General features: G+C 49.8%; 22 protein-coding genes and 1 pseudogene. 9 read left to right on the top strand and 14 right to left on the bottom strand.

The features are described 5' to 3' along the window. Positions 1 to 15 precede the first annotated feature (15 nt). From ACW55A_RS16910 to ACW55A_RS16900, 3 genes are read left to right on the top strand one after another with little or no spacing between them, the layout of a single operon-like run. On the top strand, positions 16 to 969 hold the full coding sequence (locus tag ACW55A_RS16910; RefSeq protein ID WP_439858328.1) for a 3-oxoacyl-ACP synthase III family protein: 954 nt from the start codon (positions 16 to 18) through the stop codon (positions 967 to 969). Between the two features lie 57 nt (positions 970 to 1,026). Further along, the gene (scpA, locus tag ACW55A_RS16905; RefSeq protein WP_498811073.1) at positions 1,027 to 3,207 is read left to right on the top strand and encodes a methylmalonyl-CoA mutase; all 2,181 of its coding nucleotides are present in this window, start codon (positions 1,027 to 1,029) and stop codon (positions 3,205 to 3,207) included. Positions 3,208 to 3,261: 54 nt separating this feature from the next. Further along, positions 3,262 to 4,065, top strand: coding sequence for an aspartyl/asparaginyl beta-hydroxylase domain-containing protein (locus ACW55A_RS16900; RefSeq protein ID WP_498811072.1), 804 nt, complete (start codon positions 3,262 to 3,264; stop codon positions 4,063 to 4,065). Positions 4,066 to 4,668: 603 nt separating this feature from the next. On the opposite strand, the gene ACW55A_RS16895 is transcribed toward ACW55A_RS16900, so the two are convergent. From ACW55A_RS16895 to ACW55A_RS16875, 5 genes are all read right to left on the bottom strand, one after another. Continuing rightward, a complete protein-coding gene (locus ACW55A_RS16895; protein ID WP_498811071.1) occupies positions 4,669 to 4,998 on the bottom strand; it encodes a hypothetical protein in 330 nt (109 codons plus the stop codon). A 162-nt stretch (positions 4,999 to 5,160) separates the two neighbouring features. Continuing rightward, complete coding sequence (locus ACW55A_RS16890) at positions 5,161 to 5,484, bottom strand: hypothetical protein (RefSeq protein ID WP_498811070.1); 324 nt, start codon at positions 5,482 to 5,484, stop codon at positions 5,161 to 5,163. Positions 5,485 to 6,285: 801 nt separating this feature from the next. Next, positions 6,286 to 6,807 carry a DUF7380 domain-containing protein gene (locus tag ACW55A_RS16885; protein ID WP_498811069.1) on the bottom strand — a complete coding sequence of 174 codons (522 nt, stop codon included), beginning with the start codon at positions 6,805 to 6,807 and terminating at the stop codon, positions 6,286 to 6,288. Positions 6,808 to 6,959: 152 nt separating this feature from the next. Then, the gene (locus ACW55A_RS16880) at positions 6,960 to 7,871 is read right to left on the bottom strand and encodes a DUF2971 domain-containing protein (protein WP_498811068.1); all 912 of its coding nucleotides are present in this window, start codon (positions 7,869 to 7,871) and stop codon (positions 6,960 to 6,962) included. Between the two features lie 230 nt (positions 7,872 to 8,101). Next, positions 8,102 to 8,413: a hypothetical protein gene (locus ACW55A_RS16875; RefSeq protein ID WP_498811067.1), complete on the bottom strand. Its 312-nt coding sequence runs from the start codon at positions 8,411 to 8,413 to the stop codon at positions 8,102 to 8,104. On the opposite strand from ACW55A_RS16875, the gene ACW55A_RS16870 reads away from it, so the two are divergent. The 4 genes and pseudogenes from ACW55A_RS16870 to ACW55A_RS16855 all read left to right on the top strand — a co-directional run. Then, positions 8,412 to 8,642, top strand: coding sequence for a hypothetical protein (locus tag ACW55A_RS16870; protein ID WP_499140494.1), 231 nt, complete (start codon positions 8,412 to 8,414; stop codon positions 8,640 to 8,642). The genes ACW55A_RS16875 and ACW55A_RS16870 overlap by 2 nt on opposite strands. Before the next feature lie 183 nt (positions 8,643 to 8,825). After that, on the top strand, positions 8,826 to 9,158 hold the full coding sequence (tnpA, locus tag ACW55A_RS16865) for an IS66-like element accessory protein TnpA (protein WP_198706250.1): 333 nt from the start codon (positions 8,826 to 8,828) through the stop codon (positions 9,156 to 9,158). Next, positions 9,155 to 9,490 carry an IS66 family insertion sequence element accessory protein TnpB gene (gene tnpB, locus ACW55A_RS16860; protein ID WP_232919501.1) on the top strand — a complete coding sequence of 112 codons (336 nt, stop codon included), beginning with the start codon at positions 9,155 to 9,157 and terminating at the stop codon, positions 9,488 to 9,490. Before tnpA ends, tnpB begins: the two co-directional genes overlap by 4 nt. Positions 9,491 to 9,551: 61 nt before the next feature. Continuing rightward, a pseudogene (locus ACW55A_RS16855) lies at positions 9,552 to 10,073 on the top strand (IS66 family transposase); the annotation flags it as partial. Here ACW55A_RS16855 and ACW55A_RS16850 read toward each other — a convergent pair. Then, complete coding sequence (locus ACW55A_RS16850) at positions 9,994 to 10,962, bottom strand: LysR substrate-binding domain-containing protein (protein ID WP_498811066.1); 969 nt, start codon at positions 10,960 to 10,962, stop codon at positions 9,994 to 9,996. The pseudogene ACW55A_RS16855 and the gene ACW55A_RS16850 overlap by 80 nt on opposite strands. Before the next feature lie 91 nt (positions 10,963 to 11,053). On the opposite strand from ACW55A_RS16850, the gene ACW55A_RS16845 reads away from it, so the two are divergent. Continuing rightward, positions 11,054 to 12,025 (top strand): DMT family transporter, encoded by a 972-nt coding sequence (locus ACW55A_RS16845; protein ID WP_272235730.1) that lies wholly within the window; start codon positions 11,054 to 11,056, stop codon positions 12,023 to 12,025. 212 nt (positions 12,026 to 12,237) lie between these two features. Here ACW55A_RS16845 and ACW55A_RS16840 read toward each other — a convergent pair whose 3' ends face one another. From ACW55A_RS16840 to ACW55A_RS16820, 5 genes are all read right to left on the bottom strand, one after another. Further along, positions 12,238 to 12,945, bottom strand: coding sequence for a hypothetical protein (locus ACW55A_RS16840; protein WP_498811065.1), 708 nt, complete (start codon positions 12,943 to 12,945; stop codon positions 12,238 to 12,240). Continuing rightward, the gene (locus ACW55A_RS16835; RefSeq protein WP_498811064.1) at positions 12,942 to 13,403 is read right to left on the bottom strand and encodes a three component ABC system middle component; all 462 of its coding nucleotides are present in this window, start codon (positions 13,401 to 13,403) and stop codon (positions 12,942 to 12,944) included. Before ACW55A_RS16835 ends, ACW55A_RS16840 begins: the two co-directional genes overlap by 4 nt. Next, entirely contained in the window at positions 13,403 to 14,626 is a 1,224-nt protein-coding gene (locus ACW55A_RS16830; RefSeq protein ID WP_498811063.1) for a hypothetical protein, read from the bottom strand. Before ACW55A_RS16830 ends, ACW55A_RS16835 begins: the two co-directional genes overlap by 1 nt. A 508-nt stretch (positions 14,627 to 15,134) precedes the next feature. Continuing rightward, positions 15,135 to 15,380, bottom strand: a complete 246-nt coding sequence (locus ACW55A_RS16825) for a hypothetical protein (protein ID WP_498811062.1) — start codon at positions 15,378 to 15,380, stop codon at positions 15,135 to 15,137. Then, a complete protein-coding gene (locus ACW55A_RS16820) occupies positions 15,377 to 16,162 on the bottom strand; it encodes a hypothetical protein (RefSeq protein WP_498811061.1) in 786 nt (261 codons plus the stop codon). Before ACW55A_RS16820 ends, ACW55A_RS16825 begins: the two co-directional genes overlap by 4 nt. Before the next feature lie 538 nt (positions 16,163 to 16,700). On the opposite strand from ACW55A_RS16820, the gene ACW55A_RS16815 reads away from it, so the two are divergent. After that, a complete protein-coding gene (locus ACW55A_RS16815) occupies positions 16,701 to 18,656 on the top strand; it encodes a DUF7380 domain-containing protein (RefSeq protein ID WP_498811060.1) in 1,956 nt (651 codons plus the stop codon). A gap of 282 nt (positions 18,657 to 18,938) precedes the next feature. Here the strand turns inward: ACW55A_RS16815 and ACW55A_RS16810 are convergent, their stop codons facing one another. The 3 genes from ACW55A_RS16810 to ACW55A_RS16800 all read right to left on the bottom strand — a co-directional run bounded on the left by ACW55A_RS16810 (position 18,939) and on the right by ACW55A_RS16800 (position 21,509). Beyond that, positions 18,939 to 19,802, bottom strand: a complete 864-nt coding sequence (locus ACW55A_RS16810) for a restriction endonuclease (protein WP_498811059.1) — start codon at positions 19,800 to 19,802, stop codon at positions 18,939 to 18,941. 160 nt (positions 19,803 to 19,962) lie between these two features. Then, a complete protein-coding gene (locus ACW55A_RS16805) occupies positions 19,963 to 21,003 on the bottom strand; it encodes a hypothetical protein (protein ID WP_498811058.1) in 1,041 nt (346 codons plus the stop codon). Continuing rightward, positions 20,937 to 21,509: a hypothetical protein gene (locus ACW55A_RS16800; RefSeq protein ID WP_498811057.1), complete on the bottom strand. Its 573-nt coding sequence runs from the start codon at positions 21,507 to 21,509 to the stop codon at positions 20,937 to 20,939. Before ACW55A_RS16800 ends, ACW55A_RS16805 begins: the two co-directional genes overlap by 67 nt. Positions 21,510 to 22,243: the final 734 nt, after the last annotated feature.

Genomic DNA, 22,243 nt, shown 5'->3' with positions numbered 1-22,243 from the left:
CCAAGTGAGACACTGATGAAAAATTCGATCCGAAGTGTAAAAATAACGAAATATAGCTCTTACCTACCTTCGCGCGTAGTATCGAATTACGAATTATCTCAAAAAAATCTACAGCCTCCGGAATGGGCATTCGATAACCTTGGGATAAAAAACAGACACGTTTGTGCGCCTGGTGAGCTCGCGTCTGACATGGCTGTAGCGTGCATCCAGAATATGTTCAAGAAAAACGCTGCGCCAATGCTGTCAGACATAGATATGTTGATTCTGGCAACATCTTCACCAGATCAACAAGCACCGTCTACAGCTACAATAACACTCAACAAACTTGAGGCTAATGGAATACCATCATTTGATATTGCTGCAGTATGCTCAGGCTTTCTGTTGGCCTTGATAACAGGGGCCCAATATATTAAAGCAGGGATGTATGATCGTGTGCTGGTGGTTGGTACGGATTGCTTCAGTAAATCTACAGATTGGAACCGAAAAGATAGTGTCTTTTTTGGTGATGGTGCGGGAGCTGTTCTTCTGGAGGCAAGCTGGGATGATTCCTGTGTATTCGAGTCTAGCATCCTATCAGACATAACAGGTGTGGCAAATTTTGAAATACCTAAGGATTCGTCTTTCTTTGAAATGGATGGCAAAGAAGTATTTAAATCAGCCTCATCCTTAGTTCCGTCCGCAATCAGTAATGTTTTAAAAACCACTGGCCTAAATCCTTCAGACATAGATATTGTAATACCTCATCAGCCTTCAATAAAGCTTTTACAATCGATAGCAACAAGTGCAGAAATACCTTTTGGCAAATTCCATACGAATATGGATTCCGTGGCGAATACTGTATCAGGAACTATACCCATTGCCCTCTGTGACGCTGTAGAGAAAGAAAAAATCAATACCGGTGACACGGTTCTTTTTGTATCTGCTGGAGCTGGCATGATTGCAGCTGCGGTGATAATGACTTGGGCGTAGTGTTCAAAAGCGTTAGATAAGGAACTAGTTCTTCTCATAGATAAAAAGGTAAATCTCATGAGCAATGACTCCAAAGCTTCTGATTCGAATTTTTTTGAACAATGGTCAGCCGCAGCCAGAAAATACATATCGGAGCAGGAATTAGCAGGTAGCGTTAAGGAAAGGTACGATGGCCTTAAGGTAAAGCCGCTCTATACTTATCTAGACGTTACGGAAATACCTCATCTAAAAAGTTTTCCTGGATTTGCTCCTTTTTTACGCGGTGTAACTCCAACAATGTATGCCTCAAAGCCCTGGACTATTCGTCAATATGCAGGTTTCTCAACTGCGAGTGAATCTAATGAATTTTTCAAGGCGGCATTAAAAGGTGGCCAACAAGGAATTTCTGTCGCATTCGACCTGGCTACTCATCGAGGTTACGACTCGGATAATCCTAGAGTCGCTGGCGACGTTGGCAAAGCTGGAGTAGCAATTGACACCGTTGAAGATATGAAAGCACTCTTCAACGGAATTGACCTAAAAAGTATTTCAGTTTCAATGACCATGAATGGTGCTGTGCTACCAATTCTTGCATCATTTATTGTGGCGGCTCAAGAGCAAGGCTTAAGCCTTTCTGAGATTAGCGGAACAATTCAAAACGACATCCTAAAAGAGTTTTTGGTACGAAATACCTATATCTACCCACCAGAACACTCTATGAGAATTGTACGCGACATTTTATCCTATACATCAACTCATATGCCCAAATTTAACTCCATTTCAATTTCTGGCTACCATATGCACGAAGCCGGTGCATCGGTAGCAATGGAGTTAGCACTGACAATGGCTGACGGTATTGAGTACTTAGAGTTATGTAAAAATCAAAATATCGATATAGATCTCCTTGGATGCCGCATTTCATTCTTTTTTGCGGCAGGTATGAATTTTTATTTAGAAATAGCGAAATTAAGAGCTGCTCGTGTTTTGTGGTATGAAATAATGGGGGAGTTTGGAGCGCGTACGGACAAAGCCAGAGCAATGCGAGTGCATACACAAACATCAGGCGTATCGCTCACTGTCCAAGATCCTTTAAACAACATAGTCAGAACTACAATAGAAGCGATGTCGGCAGTCTTTGGTGGGACTCAATCGTTACACACCAACTCATTTGACGAAGCCATAGGGCTGCCAACAGATGAATCTTCGAGAATTGCGCGTAACACACAGCTCATTATACAAGAGGAAACTGGAATATCCGACGTCATCGATCCCTGGGCCGGCTCCTACTTGATTGAAACCCTTACCCAGGAATTAATAAACAAAGCAAAAATAATTATTTCAGAAGTAAAGAGTCAAGGAGGTATGACTGCTGCAGTTGCTAATGGCTGGGCAAGGGCTGAGATTGACAAATGTGCAGCTCAAAAACAGGCAGACATCGATGCCGGCAAGATAACCATTGTAGGCGTTAATAAATACCAAACGAAATCAGACAGCCAAATACCTTATCGAGAAGTTAGCTCTGGACTTGTGCTAGCAACTCAAATCGACTCTCTTGCGCGCGTAAAGTTACGTCGAAATACATCCGCCGTTAAACAGGCACTACTAAGCTTGAAATATGCAGCTCAGACGTCAGATGCAAATATTCTTTCATTAACTATAGATGCAATACGTGCTCGTGCTACTGTTGGCGAGGTATCCGAGACGCTTGTATCTATATTTGGGCGCCATGAAGCAAGCACCACATTAGCAGAAGGAATTTATAACTTATCTTATGCTCAAGATAAGAATTGGCAGAACATCAAAAAGAAAATTATATTTTTCAAATCGCAATATAATCGCCCACCACATATCCTGATGACAAAACTGGGCCAAGATGGTCATGATCGTGGTATGAGAGTACTTTCGGCTGCTTTTAGGGATTTGGGTTTCAGCGTAACAGTAACACCATTATTCAAGACACCTGAAGAGGTAGCTCGCATTTCAAAAGTCGAAAAGGTTGATGCCATTGGTGTCTCGTCGCTTGCTGGGGGGCATAAACATCTGATCAAAGATCTTTTTGAAAATCTAAACTCTTTTAAAACACAACCTATAGTTTTTTTAGGCGGAATAATTCCCGATGCAGATCATAATGAATTACTTAGCATGGGTGTAGGAGGAATTTATACGCCAGGAGTGACAGTTGCAGTATGCGCATCAGACATTCTTGAGAAGATTCAAAATCGAACTATTGCGATTAAACCAAGGTTTCGGTCTAACTAAAAGCATACTTACATCACCTTCCATAGCCATACCTTCGTCAATTGAGGTTTTACAATGACTCAAGTTAAGCAGACGGTAATCCAAAATCTGATCACATTTAAAAAACTCCTTGACCACTCAGCAAGTGAACTTGATATAGATCGTCCTATTGAATGGCTGAACATGCTAATCCACGACAACCAACTTAAGTCCACACACCCCTATCAGCGTCCCCGGCATTATTTCCCAGGGTTACCTGATAGCGCGTGGCATGATCCAAAATCAGTTCCATTTTGCGAAAAACTTGAAAACAACGCACAAAAAATTGCTTCAGAGTATTTCGGAGTTACCAATTCAGATCCTTCTTCTCCCTATACTCAGAACGGAGTGAACTTCATCACTGGGACTGAATGGCGCGCCGCTTTGCTAAAGAGCTGGACGTTCAAACCGGAACAATGTCAAATTTATCCTGAGACTTCTGCTTTATTAAGTGATCCAGACTCTGCAGAAACAGCCATGTTTTCAGTGGTTAAAGCAGGCGGAAAAATCCTGCCGCACTGTGGCCCTTGGAATACCAGGCTAACTGTACATTTAGGCCTATCCATTCCGCAAGAGTGTCAGATTCGTGTGGGCGATGAAATAAGAACGTGGGCGCCTGGCTTAGCGTTGGTATTCGATGATAGCTTTGAGCATGAAGTGTGGAATAATAGCGATCAATCAAGGGTTATACTACTGGTTGACGTATGGCATCCTCAATTAAATCTTGATGAGCGAGCGATTCTTCAACCTATGCTAAAACTGTTAGATGATGATCACAATGATTACTACAAGGTGGAGCATGCTATAGACTCAGTAAAAAAATACCTCTCCTTACGGTGACGACATCCAAATGCTGACACCATAATGTCGAGACTTTTATTTGGTTAGCGCGGCGATTCATTCGTAGCGGCTCCGCTTTACAGATCACAGCGAGCAATATGGGCAAGCACTGACGCGTATGTCTGTAGAACTGGCAGCAAAGCAAATAGCTACGAGGGAATCGCTGGCGATCTCGTGCAAAAAAAGATTGGGCTTCCTTCGGTATCGAATGCAGGCTATTCACACTGCAGTACATCTGCCAGAGATTATCTCGTTGGTCGCTCAACGCGGCAGCCCTGTGCGGTCAACACTCGTGTGGCCAATGAGGAGGTTTGTAATCAGCAGACATTGCAGCAGCACGCTCGTCGATCACCCTAGCAGCCCCCTCAACCATTGACTTGAGCAGCGCCTAACGATCGCATTACTTGTCCCACAGTACCAATACACTTGATGCCAGGCCCTCAATTTATTTGAGTCGGCGACGTCCATCAGCTCGCTTGATTGGCCTGTATTCTATCCGTCTCATCACGAGCAGGATTAGCAGGTGCTTGGCTATGAAATATGAAATAGGAAACTGAAAGACTTTCACTCCAACTGGCAGGTGCTCGTCCACGCCATCTATTACTACAGCACCTCTCGTAAATAGCCCTTGATCACTCGCAAGGGGGCGTCCATCGAGTCCATTGTTCGAGCGGCGTAGAAACCGGCGGAAAGATGTTGAAGCTCGCGCCCGAGCGGCTTGTCAGGGCCGCCCATCGCTTCAAGCGCAACGAGCAGGCACTCATTGATCTTCTGCTGAATCGCATCCACATCACTCCTGGCTATCAACAGTTTGAAGACGTCGCGATTGTAGTCACCCATGAGTAGATCATCGCGCAAAATTGGACTTCCATCTTCAATCTCATAAGCAAGCTTATGACAAAAAAGAGAGACTGTTTCCAATTCCGATGCCATAGATAATCCTTGCAAAATGCTCTTTTGCCTCTAAAAATGCGTTTTCGTGGCGCCAACGCTCTCAACCGTCGCTGGTCTGTATAAAGGGCTCATCAATACGAGGTGTGATTTACGCCCGCGTATGCTCTCCAGGCTCGGCATGTACCGTATCGAAACAGCCCGCTACATCGACATTACAGACAGCACTTCCACATACCGGAATTTCTTCCTGGCTGCCTTGGTAGCTTCTTGCTCAGCAAGGAGTGAGCTCATCGTATCAGCCTCATAAATCAGCTCGTGCATTTTGCCTTCAAACTCATTACCTACACGCATGGTGACTCGCAACCTTGGTGTGAATGCCTTGGCGACGGTTTTTTTCTTTATCGGCTTTACGGGGTCTGTAGTCACGGCTTTCGGCAGGATAACTGGCTCAATGGGCTGCGCAGCAGGCTCGATTTCACCGAATAGCGCCCGGCGCATCTCGTCTTCTGTAAGCTCTGTGCTCATGCCGCCTCTCGTAAATCTGGGATAAGTAACGTAGACCATTCTATCAGCATGGCTGGTCACTCGCTAAACGAGTCGCTATCCTAGACCTGCTGATCATGTAGGTTGATTAATGATGGGCAGCAGCTCCGTAACCGTCCGAGTAAAGCAGCACACGCGGACGTTACAGTTCATTCCGTGTTTATTGCCAGCTACCAATCACAGCCCCAAGTCACGCGCCATCCTGTTGTCTTCCACAGCGCCCGACGCCAGAGACGACGAGATTAGATATTGCTGCAGAGCCCCGTAAATATGCTCTCGCAGGTGAGCCCTGATCGAAACGAAAGTATCTCCGCGTTTCCAGCCTGACAGCCCTGCCCGGCTGAAAGCCTCACCTAGAGCTTCAATCCCTTCAGCACCGACGACCGCCACATGTATCCGTTCAAGCTGAGCGTAACCCGGACGACGCCGATAGCTTTGAACTGTCAAGGAAAGCAGTACTACAAACGCATACCTTGGCATGCTTCGTTGCACGGCGCACCAGATATCCGACTCCAAACAATAATCCATTTTCACCTCCAAACTCAGGATGGACTGATCCGTTTCAGTCTTTTGTGCTTGGCGACGAATCTTTTCGTCTGTAGAAGTTTTAGTTTTGTAGCCAAAGAGAAGGCGGCGGCCTTGCCGCCGAAGGCCGATCTCCCCTTCCCCCGCACTGGCGTCAGTACCGCGTCGGGCTAGGAACCGAGTGCCACAAGATCAACATCACAAGCGAAGCAAGAGCCTCAAAAGCAGAAGCAAAACCGGTGGCGGCCTGCACGCCGGCTATGTCAGGACTGCCGCTGCTTTTCTCTTGCTCTCAAATATAAGAACTCCGTCTCGTTTAAAAATTTTCAAGGGGGTGGGTAGGAAATCACCCGTGCGTCCCGCAGCCTCAAGGTAGGCATGCACCGCAGGCTGAACCACTGGAAAATAGCGCGCTTGTACCCAGGCGATGTCCAATAACCTAGAGCGTAATTCCGGATTAGCTAGCGACAACATCCACGGGACAAGCCGAATGAGCTCATGCTTGGGAAAGTCAGATGGAAGCGCACTTCGACCGTTAGCAAACTGTATCAACGCTCCGAATGGCTCCGAAGGATGATCTGGTTGTAAGTTCATCATGAGAGCATGCTTCAAAAGATTGATGCACTGTTTCTGAGCGATGCTCCACCTTTCGTTACCTTCAACCTCTCGCGACAGTAACTCACCATATGCTATGCAATCCCGCCTCTCAGCGCTGGATAACAGGGTATCGATCCCTACACTATCAAGGACTTCTGGGGTAATGAGGCTCCAGTCCAGCATATTTCAAAGCGCCTCAATATTGGTTTTTTTAGCAACTCATACCTTTGTCAGCGTCGAACTTAGGATGGAAGCCTTGGCCGTTGCAATCAAGACCTCGATGAACGTTGAGCACTCACGTGACCAAGGAGTAGAGAGAGTAGATCCTAAATTCCTTAGGTGAATCGGAGAGAGCTGGCAGATCGCTTCACTTCGCACTGAATGCCTTGAGACTTCAGAAGTTTGAGCAGGCCTGCCCGCTTGAATTCATAATCCGAGCACGGGCCTATCAGAATACTTTTGATGCTGTGCTTGTTAAAGCCGATAGACATGTATGGAAAAATAGCGCCGTTCCTCTCCCTGAATCTCGTCTTCGGAGTCTTAGAATCCCCTTTTGGAGTCATCTCGTTCTCAACAAGCATCAGTCGCCTTTCTGATTCATGAATGAACCCTTCACCCTTATACGAACAGCTAGAAATTATCATCCTGCCAAGCAACCCCCGCATCAACTCATTGCAAATTTTAAACAAAAAGTTCTCAGCATGTTTATTATTCTCATCCTGAACATTAATCTTTAATTTACTTGCAGTCTTTTGTGCGTCTAGCATACTGGATAGAATGGACTCTCTAGATATAACCTTACCTAGCCCGGCACTGAACGTTATGGAGTCCGCATAGTTCACATCTTCAAAGCTCATGAATATACCAGACAAGGCTTTTTCATTTTCAACGTCAAAAAACGTATCCTCCTCAAACTCAATGCAGTAACCTTGATTTTTTTCACAGTAACTAAACCAATGCGCGATGCTGTCACTCTTCTTCGAAAAAGAGACGATATATGTCTGACGCTCAATTACGTTCCGCTCGGAAGCATTAATCAACTGCTGATACAGTAGCTTCAGCGGATCAGCAAAATCAGGATGATCCTCTTTGTCCATTAAATCCTTCACGTATTCGACACATGCCCCGTACCCGAATACGTGCTCCTGATGATCATTAAGAAAATTGATATCAGTCGCCCAAAATTCACTACTACTGATAATACCAAGAAGAGACGACCCGGATGTGTAATGATAGATTGAAGCCATGATTTTACCGAACCCCAAGTAGGTGTGAAAGGCGCCGCCGCCTCCCACCTTGTTATGAACATATTGCGATTAGAGCTGAGTTAGAACCCGAATCTCAACCCTGTTACCTGCTCAAATGCATGCTCGCCGCTCTTGTGATGTTTCAAGCTGGTGAAAATCCATGCCATCGCAGCAAAACTCATCTCTCCAACCAAGGAACAGATGAGTCACCGCAACAGATGGGGAGAGGCTCAAAAAGGAACCCCCTCCTCTGGATCTAGCAGATCAGAAATTTCGGGGATCTTTTCCGTAAGGGTTTCGATTAGCTTCGTCCGCAAACGGGCGTCTACAGACTGATGAAGACGGATCTTCTCGATGGCCAGCGCAATGACAAACTCCATAGCAGCCTCTCCCCGCTCGTGCCCATACCCGGCAGCGAGGCGATAGATAATGTCAGACATCGCGAGGCTCTGAGTCTCATCAGCACGGTAATCCAGTTCAGTTGGCAGGGCTGCATGCAGAAAGGCTGCCTGAATGACCCCATCACCCATGAATTCAGCCATGTCCGTGACGCCTAAAGATCCGGCGTCGCTTCAATCAGGTCAGCGTTTGGAAAAGCACGGCAGACGTCTTCCTATGCAGTTGCAACTGCTTCGCGGCGCTCTCAGCGTCTCTTGCGAACTGAAGAGCGAGGTACCCCGACTGGCCGACTCCAACAAGTGCATTGTCACGCCCTTCCTCTGCAAGTCGCTCAATGAGCAAATCAGGATCGATGGCTTGAGAGTGATGTAACCACCATCCAGTCACTTCTGATAACAGTGATTGCTCGGCTGTTTCTGAGCAGGTTCTCGCTGGGCTTGCTCTTTTTCAGCGTATGCGTCCGGCCAAGTCATCTACCCAGCCCCGCAAAGCCAAGACATGGTGTGCACTTAAATTTAAGTGGACACCAGTTCTAGCCTTTTAAGCGGGTATTTCATGCAGCCAACACGCCGTTCCTATTCCAAGTCCTTCAAGGCCCAAGTCATTCAAGACTGTGCCCAGCCCGGTGCTTCAATTGCCAGCGTCGCACTCAGCCATAACCTCAACGCAAACCTCGTCCACAAATGGATTCGGCAGCCAGTGCAGAAAAACACAGCGCTGCAACCTGCATTTATTCCATTACCCGTGTCGCTGGCTGAGGCAAAATCCCACCCGTCATCATCGAACATCTGCGTTGAAATACAGCACCCGCTAGGCACCGTCACGGTGAACTGGCCCACTGAAAATGCTGCTGCCTGCGCGACTTTTCTTCGAGACCTTCTTCGATGATTCGCATCGACGCCATTTGGCTCGCCACCGAGCCGATGGACATGCGCGCAGGCACCGAGACGGCATTGGCCAGGGTGATCGCGGTGTTCGGTGCGGCGCAGCCGCACTGTGCTTATCTGTTCGCCAACCGCCGCGCCAATCGCATGAAAGTGCTGGTGCATGACGGCTTTGGAATATGGCTGGCGGCGCGCCGGTTAAACCAAGGCAAGTTTCACTGGCCCGGCATTCGCCATGGTTCTGAAATGGAACTGGATACCGAGCAACTTCAAGCATTGGTGCTGGGTCTGCCATGGCAACGCGCAGGTTCTGGAGGCTCGATCACACTGCTTTAACGGCTGCCATTAGCCTATCGGTCTATCGCCGCGAAGCGCCTGCTCTGGCAAAATCCGGCGCATGACTTCTTCTCCCAATCTCGACCAAATGTCCCCCGACCAACTGCGTGCTTTGGCAGTGCAGTTGCTGTCGCAAGTCGACACGATGGGCAAGAAAATCAACCGCGACCAAACGCTGATCGAGAAACTGACCCACGAGATCGCCCAGCTCAAGCGTTTGAAGTTTGCCAAGCGCAGCGAGCAGATGAATCCTGAGCAGGCCAGTTTGCTCGATGACCTGATCGATACCGATATCGCAGCGATTGAAGCAGAGCTTCAGGCCTTGCAGACAGTGCCAGCGGCGACCGAGAAAAAGCAGAAGCCCAAGCGCACTGCATTACCGGCTGAGTTTCCACGCACACTGATCCATCACGAACCGGACAACAGCCATTGCCAGTGCGGCTGCGCCCTCAAGCGCATCGGTGAGGACGTTAGCGAGAAGCTGGACTACACGCCCGGCGTGTTCACCGTCGAACGCCATGTCCGTGGCAAATGGGTCTGCGATGACTGCGAAACGCTGACCCAGGCGCCCGTAACAGTTCAATCCTGAGCCACTCTATCAGCGAGTTGGTTTCTCTTCGCTCGGTAACAACAGGGCGTTTAAAAACAGATATCGCTTGCGGTAAAAACACGCTTTCAGCGCAAGGCTTGGTCAAGTCCCCGCTTTCAACCAATCTCCCGGCAGTTCGAGCCCAGCCGACTGCAATACCATGTCCTTCCACTGCGGCTTGAAGCATCATCGGGTAACTGTCGAAATGACGATTTTTGGTGCGGCCATCCAGAACGATGCCGTACTCGGCTAGCCAACTGTCCCACTCCATCAAATGAGGAGGCGTAGCCCGGTGGTGCAAGAGCGTGTGGTGTACCAAATCTGTGACTTTCAATGCGTCCTCTTGATTACTCAGATAATCGGGACTGCACACGGGGAACACTTCGTCAGAAGCCGTGAATAACAGGTGATTTAATCCGCTTGCTCGACCAGTGCTCTGGAGAGCAACGTCGAAATGACCGCCGAATTCCGTCAACGGTTGGGTAGTGGTAACGACTTGAATCTCAATATCCGGATGGCGTTGGTGGAAGCGAGAAAGGCGCGGCATTAGCCAGTAGAACGCTTCACAAAGCTGGCAGAGCAATACGACCTGATGCCGACGGGCCGCGCCTCGCAAGCTCTCAGCGACTGAGCTTATTTGGTTTAACGCGGCATTCACGACAAGCCCAAGCTGCCGTCCTTCTGGCGTTAAAAAGACCGCACGATTGCGCCTGTCGAAGAGTGCTACACCAAGATCCTCCTCAAGCCCTCGAATCTGTCGGCTTACTGCTGCTTGAGTGATATGGAGTTCGTCAGCAGCTCGTGAAAAGCTTTCCAGGCGGGCGGCCGCCTCAAAAGGTAACAAGCTAGCGAGTGGCGGAAGTGACTTACCGAGTAAATTCATAACCATGGATTATGCATTGAGGGCTGATAACTCGTTTGTAGCATACATTCGGAAACGTTCAAAATTGCGATTACCAGCCTTGGAGTCGCCTATGAACACATCAGCTCATCCTTTTGTCCTCGGCATATTTTTTGCGGTATTTGCAACATTATGCTGGGGTTCGAATTTTATCGTTCCGTATGTCACTGGGAACTACAGCATATTTGACTTTCTGGCAGTCAAATTCATGATCGTTGGAGTAGTCGGAATCGTTTGGATGATCGCCGACCGCACCAACGTTCGAGGGCTGACACTTCCTATGCGGACGATGGCGTTGGCACTGGGAGCCATAGGCTATCTAGGATACAGCGTCTGCATTGCATGCGGTGTCAAGATCAGCGGCCCCGTCCTGACACCTGCATTCATCGCGGTGGTGCCTGTGCTGCTGGCTCTGCTTGGAAATGCGCAAAGCAAGATCTTGGCGTGGCGAAAATTGGCATTGCCTTTGTGCATGCTGATATTCGGCCTGCTGCTCATCAATGTTATGGCTAATGAAACCCAGCTCGCCCCGCAAGGCACAGCCGTGTTCGGGGTGCTTTTTTCTGTTTGTGCCGTGGCGTTTTGGTTAGCGTTCAGTGTGCTGAACCAAAAAGGTCTCAGCAAAATCTCAGAACATTCAACAAGCGCGTGGACAGGACTCATGATGGTCGGGAGCGCGCTGGGTATGCTTCTGCTGATGCCCTTGGGATACGCGTTTAACCTTTTTGAAATGCCTTCCCGAGGCGCTAGCTTTGCCAACGCTGGAGGCCTTTATGTGTGGGCATTTCTAATTGCAATTTTGTCGTCCGTATTGGGGGCATGGGCGTGGAACAAAGCGTCTCGGTATTTACCCATGGTGCTTTCGGGGCAACTAATTGCTCTAGAATCTCTTTTCGCGACCCTATTTGGATTGCTTTTTGAACAACGTTTACCAACGCTGTATGAAGCCCTAGGTATTACGGCAGTTTTAACAGGCGCAATGCTGGCCATCCGAATGCTCTTCGCATCCCACGAGATGGGCCGAGATAAGCTAACGGCGCCTTAAGCCAAGCACGGGTATACAACCCAAATGTGTTGGTCGCCCAATTGGTTGTAGTGGGCAGGGCGCTACCATGGTTATGCGGGACTGAGTAGATGACTTGGCCGGACGGATACTTTTCAGCTGCAACCCATACCAGATGTGCTTGGGACTCTCCTTCAACGCGGCAGCGAGAAATTCGGAACACTGCCCGCTCAATACGACATGGTCTAGTCGTGTCAGATCATCATAGCCAGGCCTGCGCCTACCTGTGTCTCGGCACGCTTGAGCTCATACAACGCCTCAGTCCGCAGCTTGGCCAGATCGAAGTAATCCTCACCAACGATGTCCATGAAGATCTTGAACTGATCAATCGCCTGATCGCGCTTGCGCTTCTCTTCAAAACGGTAAAAGACCGCATGCCGGTTAGCGACCAGGTTCTGATGCTGCAACATGAATGATACGAAGCTGCGCACTGAAGGCGTGGCACTCCATTTGCCGGTCATTTCTTTATGCAGAGGGTCAGTGTCGATGTTTTGCAACGTGACCCCAAAGTAGCGACCAAGACTCTTGAGAAAGGCATCCTTGTGCTGGAAGAAACTCTGAGCGAAGAAGGTATCTACGTCCTCGATGAGCTCCAGTGTGTCGTCCACCGCTGGCCCGGAGATCTCACGCAGGAAGCAGCTATTGCTTGCTGCCGTTCGCCCCACCACGACAGACACTGCTGGAAAGCGCAGGACTGTGAAGAAATATTTTGCGCGATCCGTGATGATTCCTTCGGGAATCGTGTCCTCGGAGCTGCCCAGGCAGTAATCGAAGATGTCGAGGATCGCGCTCTTACCCTTGGACGACCTGCCTGTCACGATGTTGAGACCAGGCTTGAACGGGACGTGATGGACGCGACGCTCTTTGTCCACGACTCCGATGTACTCTACATAACACTTCATAGCGATTTGAGTCCCAACATCCTGTAAATGGAAACGACGTTTTCACCGGATAGCACCATGGCCAGCTTCTGGCTGTACTTCACCAGCGCTTTATCCGCATTGATCGAATGAGGTTTCTTAAGCGATCGAATCGACAGCTCGGGTGTAATTTCCAGGCTTTTTTCGGCGGCCAGGATGAGCAACGCGGCATTGGTGATCGGCTTAAATTCTTCTACACGCAACGCAAGCCCGACCAGCCTGGCTGAATCCGACCCCATAGTTCGCACATTGCTGTCCCGCCGAGCAAACTTGAGAAACCCGTGCATTGGCTTGTAGGTGACCAAAGGAAGAATCAGGTAGCTAAGCAGGATATCTTTTTCAAGCGGCTCCCAATTCTCGTAGAAGCTCTGGATTACAGGGGCTAATGCAAAGGGCGTGCGGTGCAGGGTGTACAGGTGATCAGAGACTTGAGTAGCCATTACCAAAGCCTCCAGTGAAACTCTTCATCCTCATCTGCTGGCTTCTCTCCGGCGAGCATGTGATAGATGCCATTGCGAAATTCGGGCATCGTATTTTCCAACCCACAGAACGACTCGACAGGCAGGCAATTTCGCTCCAGAAAGAACTTCATGGAGCGAGTGTTGAGGTCGGCTGGGCAACTCACTCCCGCACAGCCGAGCATCGCCAGCTCGCGCCCGTATTGGTGCTGTGTCAGGTGATTACTCAGGTAGAGATCCACCATCGGCTTGAACAGAACGCCATCTGTGTACAGATCCGAGATCGTGGTATGCGCGACCACTCGGTGCAGTGCTGCGCGTTTCAATTGACTTTCGCCGCCGAACTCCACGATCTTCTGAGCGAATGGCATGGGTCGAATTTCCTCGATATCAATGCTCTCTTTGAGCGCTTTGATATCCACAGTCGGGAAAGTACGCGGGTGCCTCATGTACCGATGAGTGAGCTCTGACAATTTGTTAGTAAAGGCTTGATGGGTTATTACCCAGCCGCCAATCAAGAGCTGTGGGCTGCCGATAAAACCCAGCAGCTCGTAAATAAACTGCTGACATTTTGAAGGTCGAATTGGCTTGAGATGCCGAGTCTCAAACTTCTGAAGGCGTTGCTCCAGCGTCTCAGCGCCTGTGGTGATGCGCATGCGCTCCAGCACTTCCATCAACGCGTCTCGCCGCTCTGGGGCCATGACGTACTGCTGAAGCGATTGGGGTTGCGGCGCTTTGCCTGCAGCGTCTTCTGCGGACTCGGACGCCTTCTTGGCCTTCTTGGCACTACTTGCTTGAGATGATGCGGCGATGCTCTCCATGATCGAGAGCCGTTCTGCAGGGCTGGCCGTGTTCCAATCCTTGAATAACGTCAGGGCGCCGAATTTTTGGGTCGTCAGCAGTACCAAGCTCTTGAACGAAGTGCGCTCAAAATTTTCATGGAGCCAGTTTTTTACGGTGTTCCAGAAATTGGCATGACTGTCCGTGAGGCTATCGGAATAGAGCTTGACCTCTGTCTGGACTTTGCCGGGAACGGTGACGTCCCCCATGGCTTCTACCCACAAGCATTCGTCAGACGCCAAGTCGTAGCAGTACTCAATAGCCACGAGCAATTGATACTGGAGTGCCTTGAAGAGCAGAGTTGCATCGAACGGCAAAGGAGCGTCGCCTGGCAGCGTCGCAATCTCAGGTAGCGTCGTATCCATACACATTCCAAAGTTAGGTATGCTTCCCTAACCAACGACTCGCCTAGCAGACCGAGCTCACGCATGATCTTTGAATACGCGGAGGCTAATCAACATTAACCGTTAGGTAGCTTGGGAGAGAGCACGTACCTCTGTTTTGATACTGTATATAAAAACAGTTATCACCAAATATTAGAACATATGCTATCAGTAATTTGGTGCAGTGGCCGCAATACGCCATTGCTCACTGCCGCCAACGTCGTTTCGGAACATAAAATGCGATCAGTAAGTACCTGCGAGACATGCTATAAGGGTTGCTGGCTATCGCTTGCTGAGTGCGTCTTCGCGGAAAGCCGGGAACAGAGCTCTTGGCTATTTTTTCACTTAGCCAAGAGCTGTGTCCAACGTTTCACTCTGCACGAATCCACTATCGCGATTAGGGCCGCCAGAACGTCAGCCCCTGATCACTGACCCTACAGTTCACCATACGTGGCCTGGAGAAAGCGGTTTATCGACAGCTTACAAACCTTCAGTCTTCATTTGGAGCATTTGAACAGTCGTCTTGTTCAACAAAACCGTCTAGGCAGTTCTCACATTCATCGGGCGGCAGATAGCCGTCTCCATAGCAGCGATCGCAATCCTCGTAATTACCTTCAACGTCCGCACCATAGCCTCGGCAATCACAGTCCGGGCAGATGATTTCGGCGCTTCCACCACGGCAAATGCTGCAGGGAACCATCCCTTCTCGACCGGTCATCTTGAAGAAATAGCTCATGCTGAGACCTCCACCAAGACCATATCTTTGAAAAGGACGCGAATCTCACCAAACTGCTTTCGAGATATCTCACGAATTTCATTCAGATCTTCAGTCGTGGATTGACCCATCTGCGGGCTGAGTACTTGCTCCACTCCTCGCATATAGCCCGAACACCCGATGATGTAGGCCTCCACGCAGTCGTCGGTTTTGTGCAGATACACCAACTCACCTTTGAAATGATCCAGGTAAATTGAGGGCAACAGTCCCTGCCTCGTAGCGACGAAGATATCCCAGAGGTAAGGAGCATAACGCGAGAACGCCGTGACGTACGTGTGGCGTAGGTCTTTCAGTAAGCTGATGTTGCAAGACTTGCTACGCAACTGCGCTTCGATGTAGGCACCGCAGTTGCATATTTTTGCATAGGGGGGCGCGCATAAATCTGCTGCTGTTTGATCCAGCTCGCGGTAGAGAGCCTGAAAAGCTTCGAGACTACTGAATCCGTACTCCTCAGCAGCTTGGCGATACATTTCGTTACGAAGTAGTTGTTCGACTTCACCTCTCGCCACCGCATCCTTGAATGCTTTGTCCAAGATACCTTTAAAGCCATTGTAGGTAGCGGGTATGACATTCGGGCCATAGTAGGCAAGAGCAAGAAAGTCAGCAGGACGGAGGGGGTACCAAGGACTCACGCGCGGGAACTGGAATTTGAGCCCCTTCAAGACCTCAGGTGGGAAAATTCGAGCAGCACGTAAAGCAAAACTGACGGATTGAAACTCGTCATAAGAAAGGGAAAAGGACATTGCTAGTCTCCACAATTAGGTACAACGCATCTTAAAAAGGTGCGCAGAGCTATCGATGGCAGACAAAGTCCTTTAGCCGTAGGCCGGGGTGCCGTGTTAGAAAATAGCCTCCACTGACGGTCTACGTCTAATGGATGGCGATTTCTTCACCCCTTGGCTCAAAAAGTGAGCGCGAGTTAAATTACACCGGAGGCCAAAGCACGTCAACCATACGCACATAGAAGACGAGCGGTATTCATGACCGCTGTAGCAGATCCCGTGGGTTTGCAAAGATCGAATTGTTGGCGGCGTAGGCAGCAAGAGCAACCGGCTGCTGGGAGTGATGCACATGGCCGTAGCTCGCGACGTCGATAGCAGCTCAAGCACAGCTCATGGCAGCATGTCACGACGACTTTGGTAAACCTGCATCTGGACTTTCCGACCCGGCCAACCTAAAACCCCAGCGGATCTAAGCGCCGGATGACATGGCGTCAGCTCCGGCTCCGTTGTAAGACGACAGATATAGCATCTGGCACAGAAAAAAGGAGTGAGAGGCAAAGTGAAGGACACTGATCTGTTGGACGCACCCCAGCACGACAAAGGGGGTACAGGTGGTCAAGCGCTGCAAGAGACTGAATCAGAGTCGGCAACTACCATTGACGACCAGCGCCACCGTTTTGAACTGGAGCTGGCATCTATCGCCGACTTCGAACAAACGAGAATCAGCAATCTGCTGGAAACCATCGACACCCTCGAATTTTTTACGCTCGATTCTCAGTTTGGTGCTCTGGCCAGACAGGCGCTTGCCGATGGTCAACGTGGCGCATACCGAGCGTATCGGGTGCTCATGGTCGTGTGCTCATACCACTTTTCGGTTGATCGCCAAGACGCATTCGGCCCAAGGTTGATCAGAGACGGAATGCGTACCCCTGTTCCGTCAGACATCAGCGGCGAGCAAAGCCAGGTACTCGCCACGATTGCGAAAAGTATCGATCATCCCCTGCTGCGTGCCCGGGTCGCTGACGTGGCTTGGTATAACCACAGAAAATTCCACCAGTCCGCCAGTTTATCCATCGAAGCCTACTGCCAGGCAATCGAGTTCTATCTCGACGACAAACTTTCTTTCAGCTACGAACCGCCCTATGGCCTGTCCTCAAAAGTCGTTGATTTGATCCACCGGGTCTTCCATATCATCGCCAGTACCGGGAAGCGTAAAAACCCTCCCGAAGCCGCTGTAGATTCTTGGAAGCGGCTTTACGGCGAAGCTCAGAGGCGGCGGTGCTATTCGACGTTTGACCGACTCGCACGCTTGGGGGAGGCATTCAAGATGATTGAATCGGCACAAGTGGCCCAAGATGCTGAGGAATTAGCAACCCATGCCGGGGCTGGTGAGTACGCCATGGCAGTCAAATTGTTGTGGGAGCTTGCCGCCCAGGCTCACCAACAATTGCAAGATCATGAATGCTTCAAGCGCTGCAAGCTCCAGTCGATCCAGCAGACCCTCAAGATGGGGGACGCTGTCGACAGCTACATGGCAAAAGCAAGCTGGACGCGAGATGCCATCCGAGAGCTTCGTTCAATCCCAGGAATGCAGAAAGAACTGGAGGCCTTGAAGGCCCAGTTGCTAGAGGAGCAAGCACAAGCTGCTCATGAGTTTTCGGTCTTCAGAACTCCCATGGATTTAAGTGAGGAGCGCCAAGGTACCATCGACATTTTCAAGCACCTCACGCTTCCAGACTTTCTTTACAGGCTTGCGTTTGTCTGCGACGTGCCGCAAAAAATGGCGTTGCATACGGACATCATCAAGGATCGCAGCGACTCGTTCTTATCTGATCTTTTCAGCGGACGGATATACACCGACGTCTTGGGGCGCGTAATCAACCAAGCTCAAGCCGTTAATCTTAACCAGACGCCTCCCCCTGAGTGGTATGAGCATGAGAGCCTTATCTACCTTGATATCCATTACCAGATGGTAGTCGAGAGTCGCGTAAAGCCCGCCGCGCAGACTTTGCTTACAAAATTTGCTTTAGACGATCGCCACCTCATGGCTATCGTGTCAGTCAGTCCCTTCGTTCATCCAGGATTCAAACAAATCTACGCCCTTGGTCTCGCCCGCTTTCTCCAAGGCGACATGATGTCGGCCTGTCACCTGCTTTTCCCTCAGCTTGAGAACTCGCTTCGTCACGTGCTCAGCGATGTTGGATTCGACACCTCAAAACTCGATGAGGAGATGTTTCAGGAAGACCGTTCAATCAGCGGACTGTTGAAAAACCGACGCGATCAGTTGGAGTCGATATTTGGCGTTGATCTGATCTACACCATTGATCTGTTGTTCAATCTAAAGGGTGGCCCATGCTTGCGGCACGAACTGGCGCACGGCAAGTTGGCCTCTGGCAACTGTTACCTACCCTCCAGTATTTATGCATGCTGGTTAATGTACTACCTAGCTTGCCTGCCACTGCTACCGTATTGGAAAAGCCACGTCGCACCGCATCTCGAAGAGTTGGCGCTTTGAACCCGCTCCACTAAGCAGACTGGTGACTCTACCAACCCCATGAGAAACCTCACCACCACTTTGGACTTCTACCCGTTCCAAACTGACAAATTGGGCGAGAAACGCTTTATTGCGCTTACAAAAAGACTATCCCCTCGCACAACGGTAGGTAAACGCCCCAAGGCTGTGAACATCATCTGGCCAACGTAAAACCTCTTTCTAAATGAAAAGTGCTTCATGCCAATGAATCACGATAGTGAGCGAAGCACAGACCAGCTGGCCAGTACTCCTCGGCCACTGCCATCAGGTACGATTCAATGCCCGCCAGGTTTTCCAGCGATCAGTAATAATCGTCGCCAAGATCGAACCAGAAACACCGAGGAGGAACCCGTAAAAGTAGTTTAGGAACGTATCCATGGCGCTCGTGGTACTGGCAGCTTTCTTAAACCGATTGATCTCCTCATCTGTGAAGGATTTCAGCTTGAGTGCCTCTTCGTATTCCAGCTGAATTCGGGCCGTCTCAGCTGACGTTTCCTGAAGCTGAGCCTTCAGGCCTTGCAAGCTTTGCTCAAGCGATTTGAGTCCACGGAGATTCTGCTCCACAGAGTCAATGCGGCTTTCAAAACTGGAAGGCTCAGGTTTATAGAGTTGATCCCATACCTGAGCGAAGTACGAAAGAGTTGAGAAAATCACCGCGAGGACTGCCACGAAAGAGGTCAATATTCTCTTTCGCCTGTCCGCTGCGGCTGGCTTGAAATACTTGTCAGCGATCGTGCGGTGTTTCGCGAGCATCGCTTCCAGCTCGCGCTGGCCAATGACTGTTAGTTGCCGACCAGACAAGCTCTCAGCGATTCTGTTGATCTGTTGACGTTGCACAGACGTGATAGGAGCAGAGGTCAGAAAGACGAGGTTGCTGAAATGCTCAGGAAGCGCACTCGCTCTTTCAATAAAGGCCTTAACCTGGTCAATCTGTATATGGACGCGGTGCTTGACTTCGATAGCGATCTTGCCTTTCTCGTCACTCTCAGCAGCTCTACGTCCCAGAATATCGAATTCAGCACGCCCAGCAGGGCCGTACCGGCCACCTTCAGCATTCAGCAAGTCTATCGCGAGTTTTTCAAACTCACTCGGGGGAATTTGGAACAACGGATATTGCGATGCGTCCATCAGGTTCTAATCTCGAACTGTATTGTATCGGTTATCTGGCGGGGGGAGGCGTTGGATAATCCATTACCCGACCGCCTGAGAGTCTGTCGATTCTCGGATTACGATGGAGCGAGCACAGCCTGAGGCTTGACAGCGTTCAACCCGTGTTCAATGCGACCAGTCATCGGATTTCTCTTGCGCTTTTATCTTGCTGCCAATGAGTGATATCAGGCACTTCCAGCGTCGAGCCGGCTGAAATCATCAGCGTCTGTCGAGGGAAGAGGTCGAACAGGTCAGGGATGCGCCCAAAATTATCAACAGTTTCAGCCCAGTCATAGTCATCCTCGAACGGATAATAATTGACACTGTGTAAAAAGACGCCGATCGCCGATGACTGTGAAGCGTCGTACTTAGAAATATTTTCTAAGTTCTTGTCTCGCCGCAGCTCTTCGATCCTAATGCCGTCCCGGGTCTCATACAAAATGTGCACTAGGCCTGGCTTTCCTGACGGAATTTGAGAAACGCCGTCATGCACGAGACCTTTGAAGTGCTTTGAACGCAGTCTTAGGGATTCCTCATGATGGCAGCGCCATTGAGCACCCACGCAATTCGCGACATCCTTGACGAACAGGTTGAGTATGTCTTTGCCCGTACCGGGACGTATGACCTGCTTTGCCAATGTCGCGATGCTGCGCTTTTCATTGCTGTCCATGTTTCCGAATACGAGCAACTCTTGCTGAGGGCTGTTAGGCCTAACAGAAAACTTACGGTAGTGCTGCTTCAAAGCCTTCTTATCAATGACCCGCACCTCAACGGTCAGCAAGTCGTTTATAGCCCTGCTCAACGGATCCTTTAGTGCCCGATCCAGCGACTCTAACACTCGCTCAACCGCAACCTCTGCCAAGCAGTGATGAAATGTGATGTCGACAGTACACCATGGCGCCACCCTGAACATGTGGTGGCTCAGACGATCCCAGATAACAGCCCAAGCCTGCCCTTCAACCTCAGAATACTGAGTCTGCTTCTGTGCGCGCTTGCACTCAACGTAGAACTCACAATCGCCCATGGTGACGAGCATATCTGGTGATTTTTTGGTTTTACCATCGGGCCACGTAATCGACCCTTCTGGGATGAAGGAGACTTCATACCCATTCTTTATGTAGAACGCGGCGGTGAGCAGCTCAAAAATCTGTTTTTCAGGCTGATTATTGTTGGCCAGCATCTTGTCGAGCACATCCGCGACATTGGGTAGGTATGGACGCAGACGACACTGCTGACAGCGTCAAACCTCGGGTAGTTGGCGCACCGTTGTACAAGCTCGCTGTACATCGTTCGTGAAAGCGCCAGCGCATGTCTCGAAGTCTCCCCCGCAGCAAAGCTTGGCAGGTTTGACAGAATCGCGTGGTAGAGAGCGACGACTGGTTCGACATCCAGTCCCCCTGGCCGGCCTGACGGCGCGAGTTCACGCATGGCGCGGCGACGCATTACTTCCATCCCATCTTCATTAATAGGTAACAAAGCAGCCCGCGCCTGTTGGGAAAACTCGAAGTCTGCTTCATAAACAAGATCAGTGAGCGCACACAGCCTATTCAGCGCAGCGTCGACGTCAAAGGCTCCCACATTCCCGGTGAAGTCTTGATCCAGCTCGCGCAGTGTTCGGAGCTGACTCCTGGCAATCTTCACAAGCCCGGTCTCCCAAACGTTCGAAAAATCTAACTGCTCACCCATGACGTTACTCAAAATTGATACATGGCGGGATGCTACTACACGAAGAGTGAGGTTGCCTCTCCAAGTGAACGAGTGGGATAAATCCGTCTGCCCGCCACGACGCAATTCATTTATTTGCTATGTCAATCCCACTCCCACTCACCGACAAATGCACCAGCAACAAAAGATTAAAAATGCTCTTCAACAGGCCGTTTGAGATCAATGAGCCGATGGCGCCTCCGACTTAATGGATGCTCAGCATGCACGGCTGTTAATAGAATATTCTTTGCGTTGGATCAGGTTGCCAATCGAATCTTTAACTTATTGCTGCATCCACCTTCGGGTTCCTTTAGCGAAGGGGTAGCTAACCATAGCGGTAACTGCATTAAGAAATTCCGCCAGACAGTTTGAGCCCAATAACCGATTATGGGATTTAAAAACTCGACAGCTATCAAAGCCGTCTGATGGGCGCACCCGCATGTTTAAAAGCAATCCTCTTATAATGCGATTGGGGAAAGTTTGACATCGTGCCGTAGGTTTAGCCAGAGTCAACTTTCTGAATCGACAGCATTTTTTCAATGTTCTGGAGCGTCCCGGATGGCCATCGATATTATTTAGTCGGATTAACATTGCTCACCACTCCCAATCAAAAACATACATCACCCCTACCAGCAGGAGCAGGAGCAGGAGCAGGAGCAGGAGCAGGAGCAGGAGCAGGAGCACCAAAGCCTTGTGGGCTTTGAGCTAAAAGCCAA

Source organism: Plantibacter cousiniae (nom. nud.), assembly GCF_977070315.1.
This window is presented reverse-complemented; position numbering and strand designations above follow the sequence as displayed.

Excerpts from the sequence above, each read along its gene's own strand:
- ACW55A_RS16885 (WP_498811069.1), bottom strand. The coding sequence starts at position 6,807 with ATGCTGGACTGGAGCCTCATTACCCCAGAAGTCCTTGATAGTGTAGGG.
- ACW55A_RS16825 (WP_498811062.1), bottom strand. The coding sequence starts at position 15,380 with ATGAGCTATTTCTTCAAGATGACCGGTCGAGAAGGGATGGTTCCCTGC.
- ACW55A_RS16820 (WP_498811061.1), bottom strand. The coding sequence starts at position 16,162 with ATGTCCTTTTCCCTTTCTTATGACGAGTTTCAATCCGTCAGTTTTGCT.
- ACW55A_RS16840 (WP_498811065.1), bottom strand. The coding sequence starts at position 12,945 with ATGAAGTGTTATGTAGAGTACATCGGAGTCGTGGACAAAGAGCGTCGC.
- tnpA (WP_198706250.1), top strand. The coding sequence starts at position 8,826 with ATGCAGCCAACACGCCGTTCCTATTCCAAGTCCTTCAAGGCCCAAGTC.
- ACW55A_RS16890 (WP_498811070.1), bottom strand. The coding sequence starts at position 5,484 with ATGAGCACAGAGCTTACAGAAGACGAGATGCGCCGGGCGCTATTCGGT.
- ACW55A_RS16810 (WP_498811059.1), bottom strand. The coding sequence starts at position 19,802 with ATGGACGCATCGCAATATCCGTTGTTCCAAATTCCCCCGAGTGAGTTT.
- ACW55A_RS16910 (WP_439858328.1), top strand. The coding sequence starts at position 16 with ATGAAAAATTCGATCCGAAGTGTAAAAATAACGAAATATAGCTCTTAC.
- ACW55A_RS16800 (WP_498811057.1), bottom strand. The coding sequence starts at position 21,509 with ATGGGTGAGCAGTTAGATTTTTCGAACGTTTGGGAGACCGGGCTTGTG.
- ACW55A_RS16880 (WP_498811068.1), bottom strand. The coding sequence starts at position 7,871 with ATGGCTTCAATCTATCATTACACATCCGGGTCGTCTCTTCTTGGTATT.
- ACW55A_RS16830 (WP_498811063.1), bottom strand. The coding sequence starts at position 14,626 with ATGGATACGACGCTACCTGAGATTGCGACGCTGCCAGGCGACGCTCCT.
- ACW55A_RS16845 (WP_272235730.1), top strand. The coding sequence starts at position 11,054 with ATGAACACATCAGCTCATCCTTTTGTCCTCGGCATATTTTTTGCGGTA.
- ACW55A_RS16850 (WP_498811066.1), bottom strand. The coding sequence starts at position 10,962 with ATGAATTTACTCGGTAAGTCACTTCCGCCACTCGCTAGCTTGTTACCT.
- ACW55A_RS16805 (WP_498811058.1), bottom strand. The coding sequence starts at position 21,003 with ATGCTGGCCAACAATAATCAGCCTGAAAAACAGATTTTTGAGCTGCTC.
- ACW55A_RS16875 (WP_498811067.1), bottom strand. The coding sequence starts at position 8,413 with ATGGCTGAATTCATGGGTGATGGGGTCATTCAGGCAGCCTTTCTGCAT.
- tnpB (WP_232919501.1), top strand. The coding sequence starts at position 9,155 with ATGATTCGCATCGACGCCATTTGGCTCGCCACCGAGCCGATGGACATG.
- scpA (WP_498811073.1), top strand. The coding sequence starts at position 1,027 with ATGAGCAATGACTCCAAAGCTTCTGATTCGAATTTTTTTGAACAATGG.
- ACW55A_RS16870 (WP_499140494.1), top strand. The coding sequence starts at position 8,412 with ATGTCCGTGACGCCTAAAGATCCGGCGTCGCTTCAATCAGGTCAGCGT.
- ACW55A_RS16835 (WP_498811064.1), bottom strand. The coding sequence starts at position 13,403 with ATGGCTACTCAAGTCTCTGATCACCTGTACACCCTGCACCGCACGCCC.
- ACW55A_RS16895 (WP_498811071.1), bottom strand. The coding sequence starts at position 4,998 with ATGGCATCGGAATTGGAAACAGTCTCTCTTTTTTGTCATAAGCTTGCT.
- ACW55A_RS16900 (WP_498811072.1), top strand. The coding sequence starts at position 3,262 with ATGACTCAAGTTAAGCAGACGGTAATCCAAAATCTGATCACATTTAAA.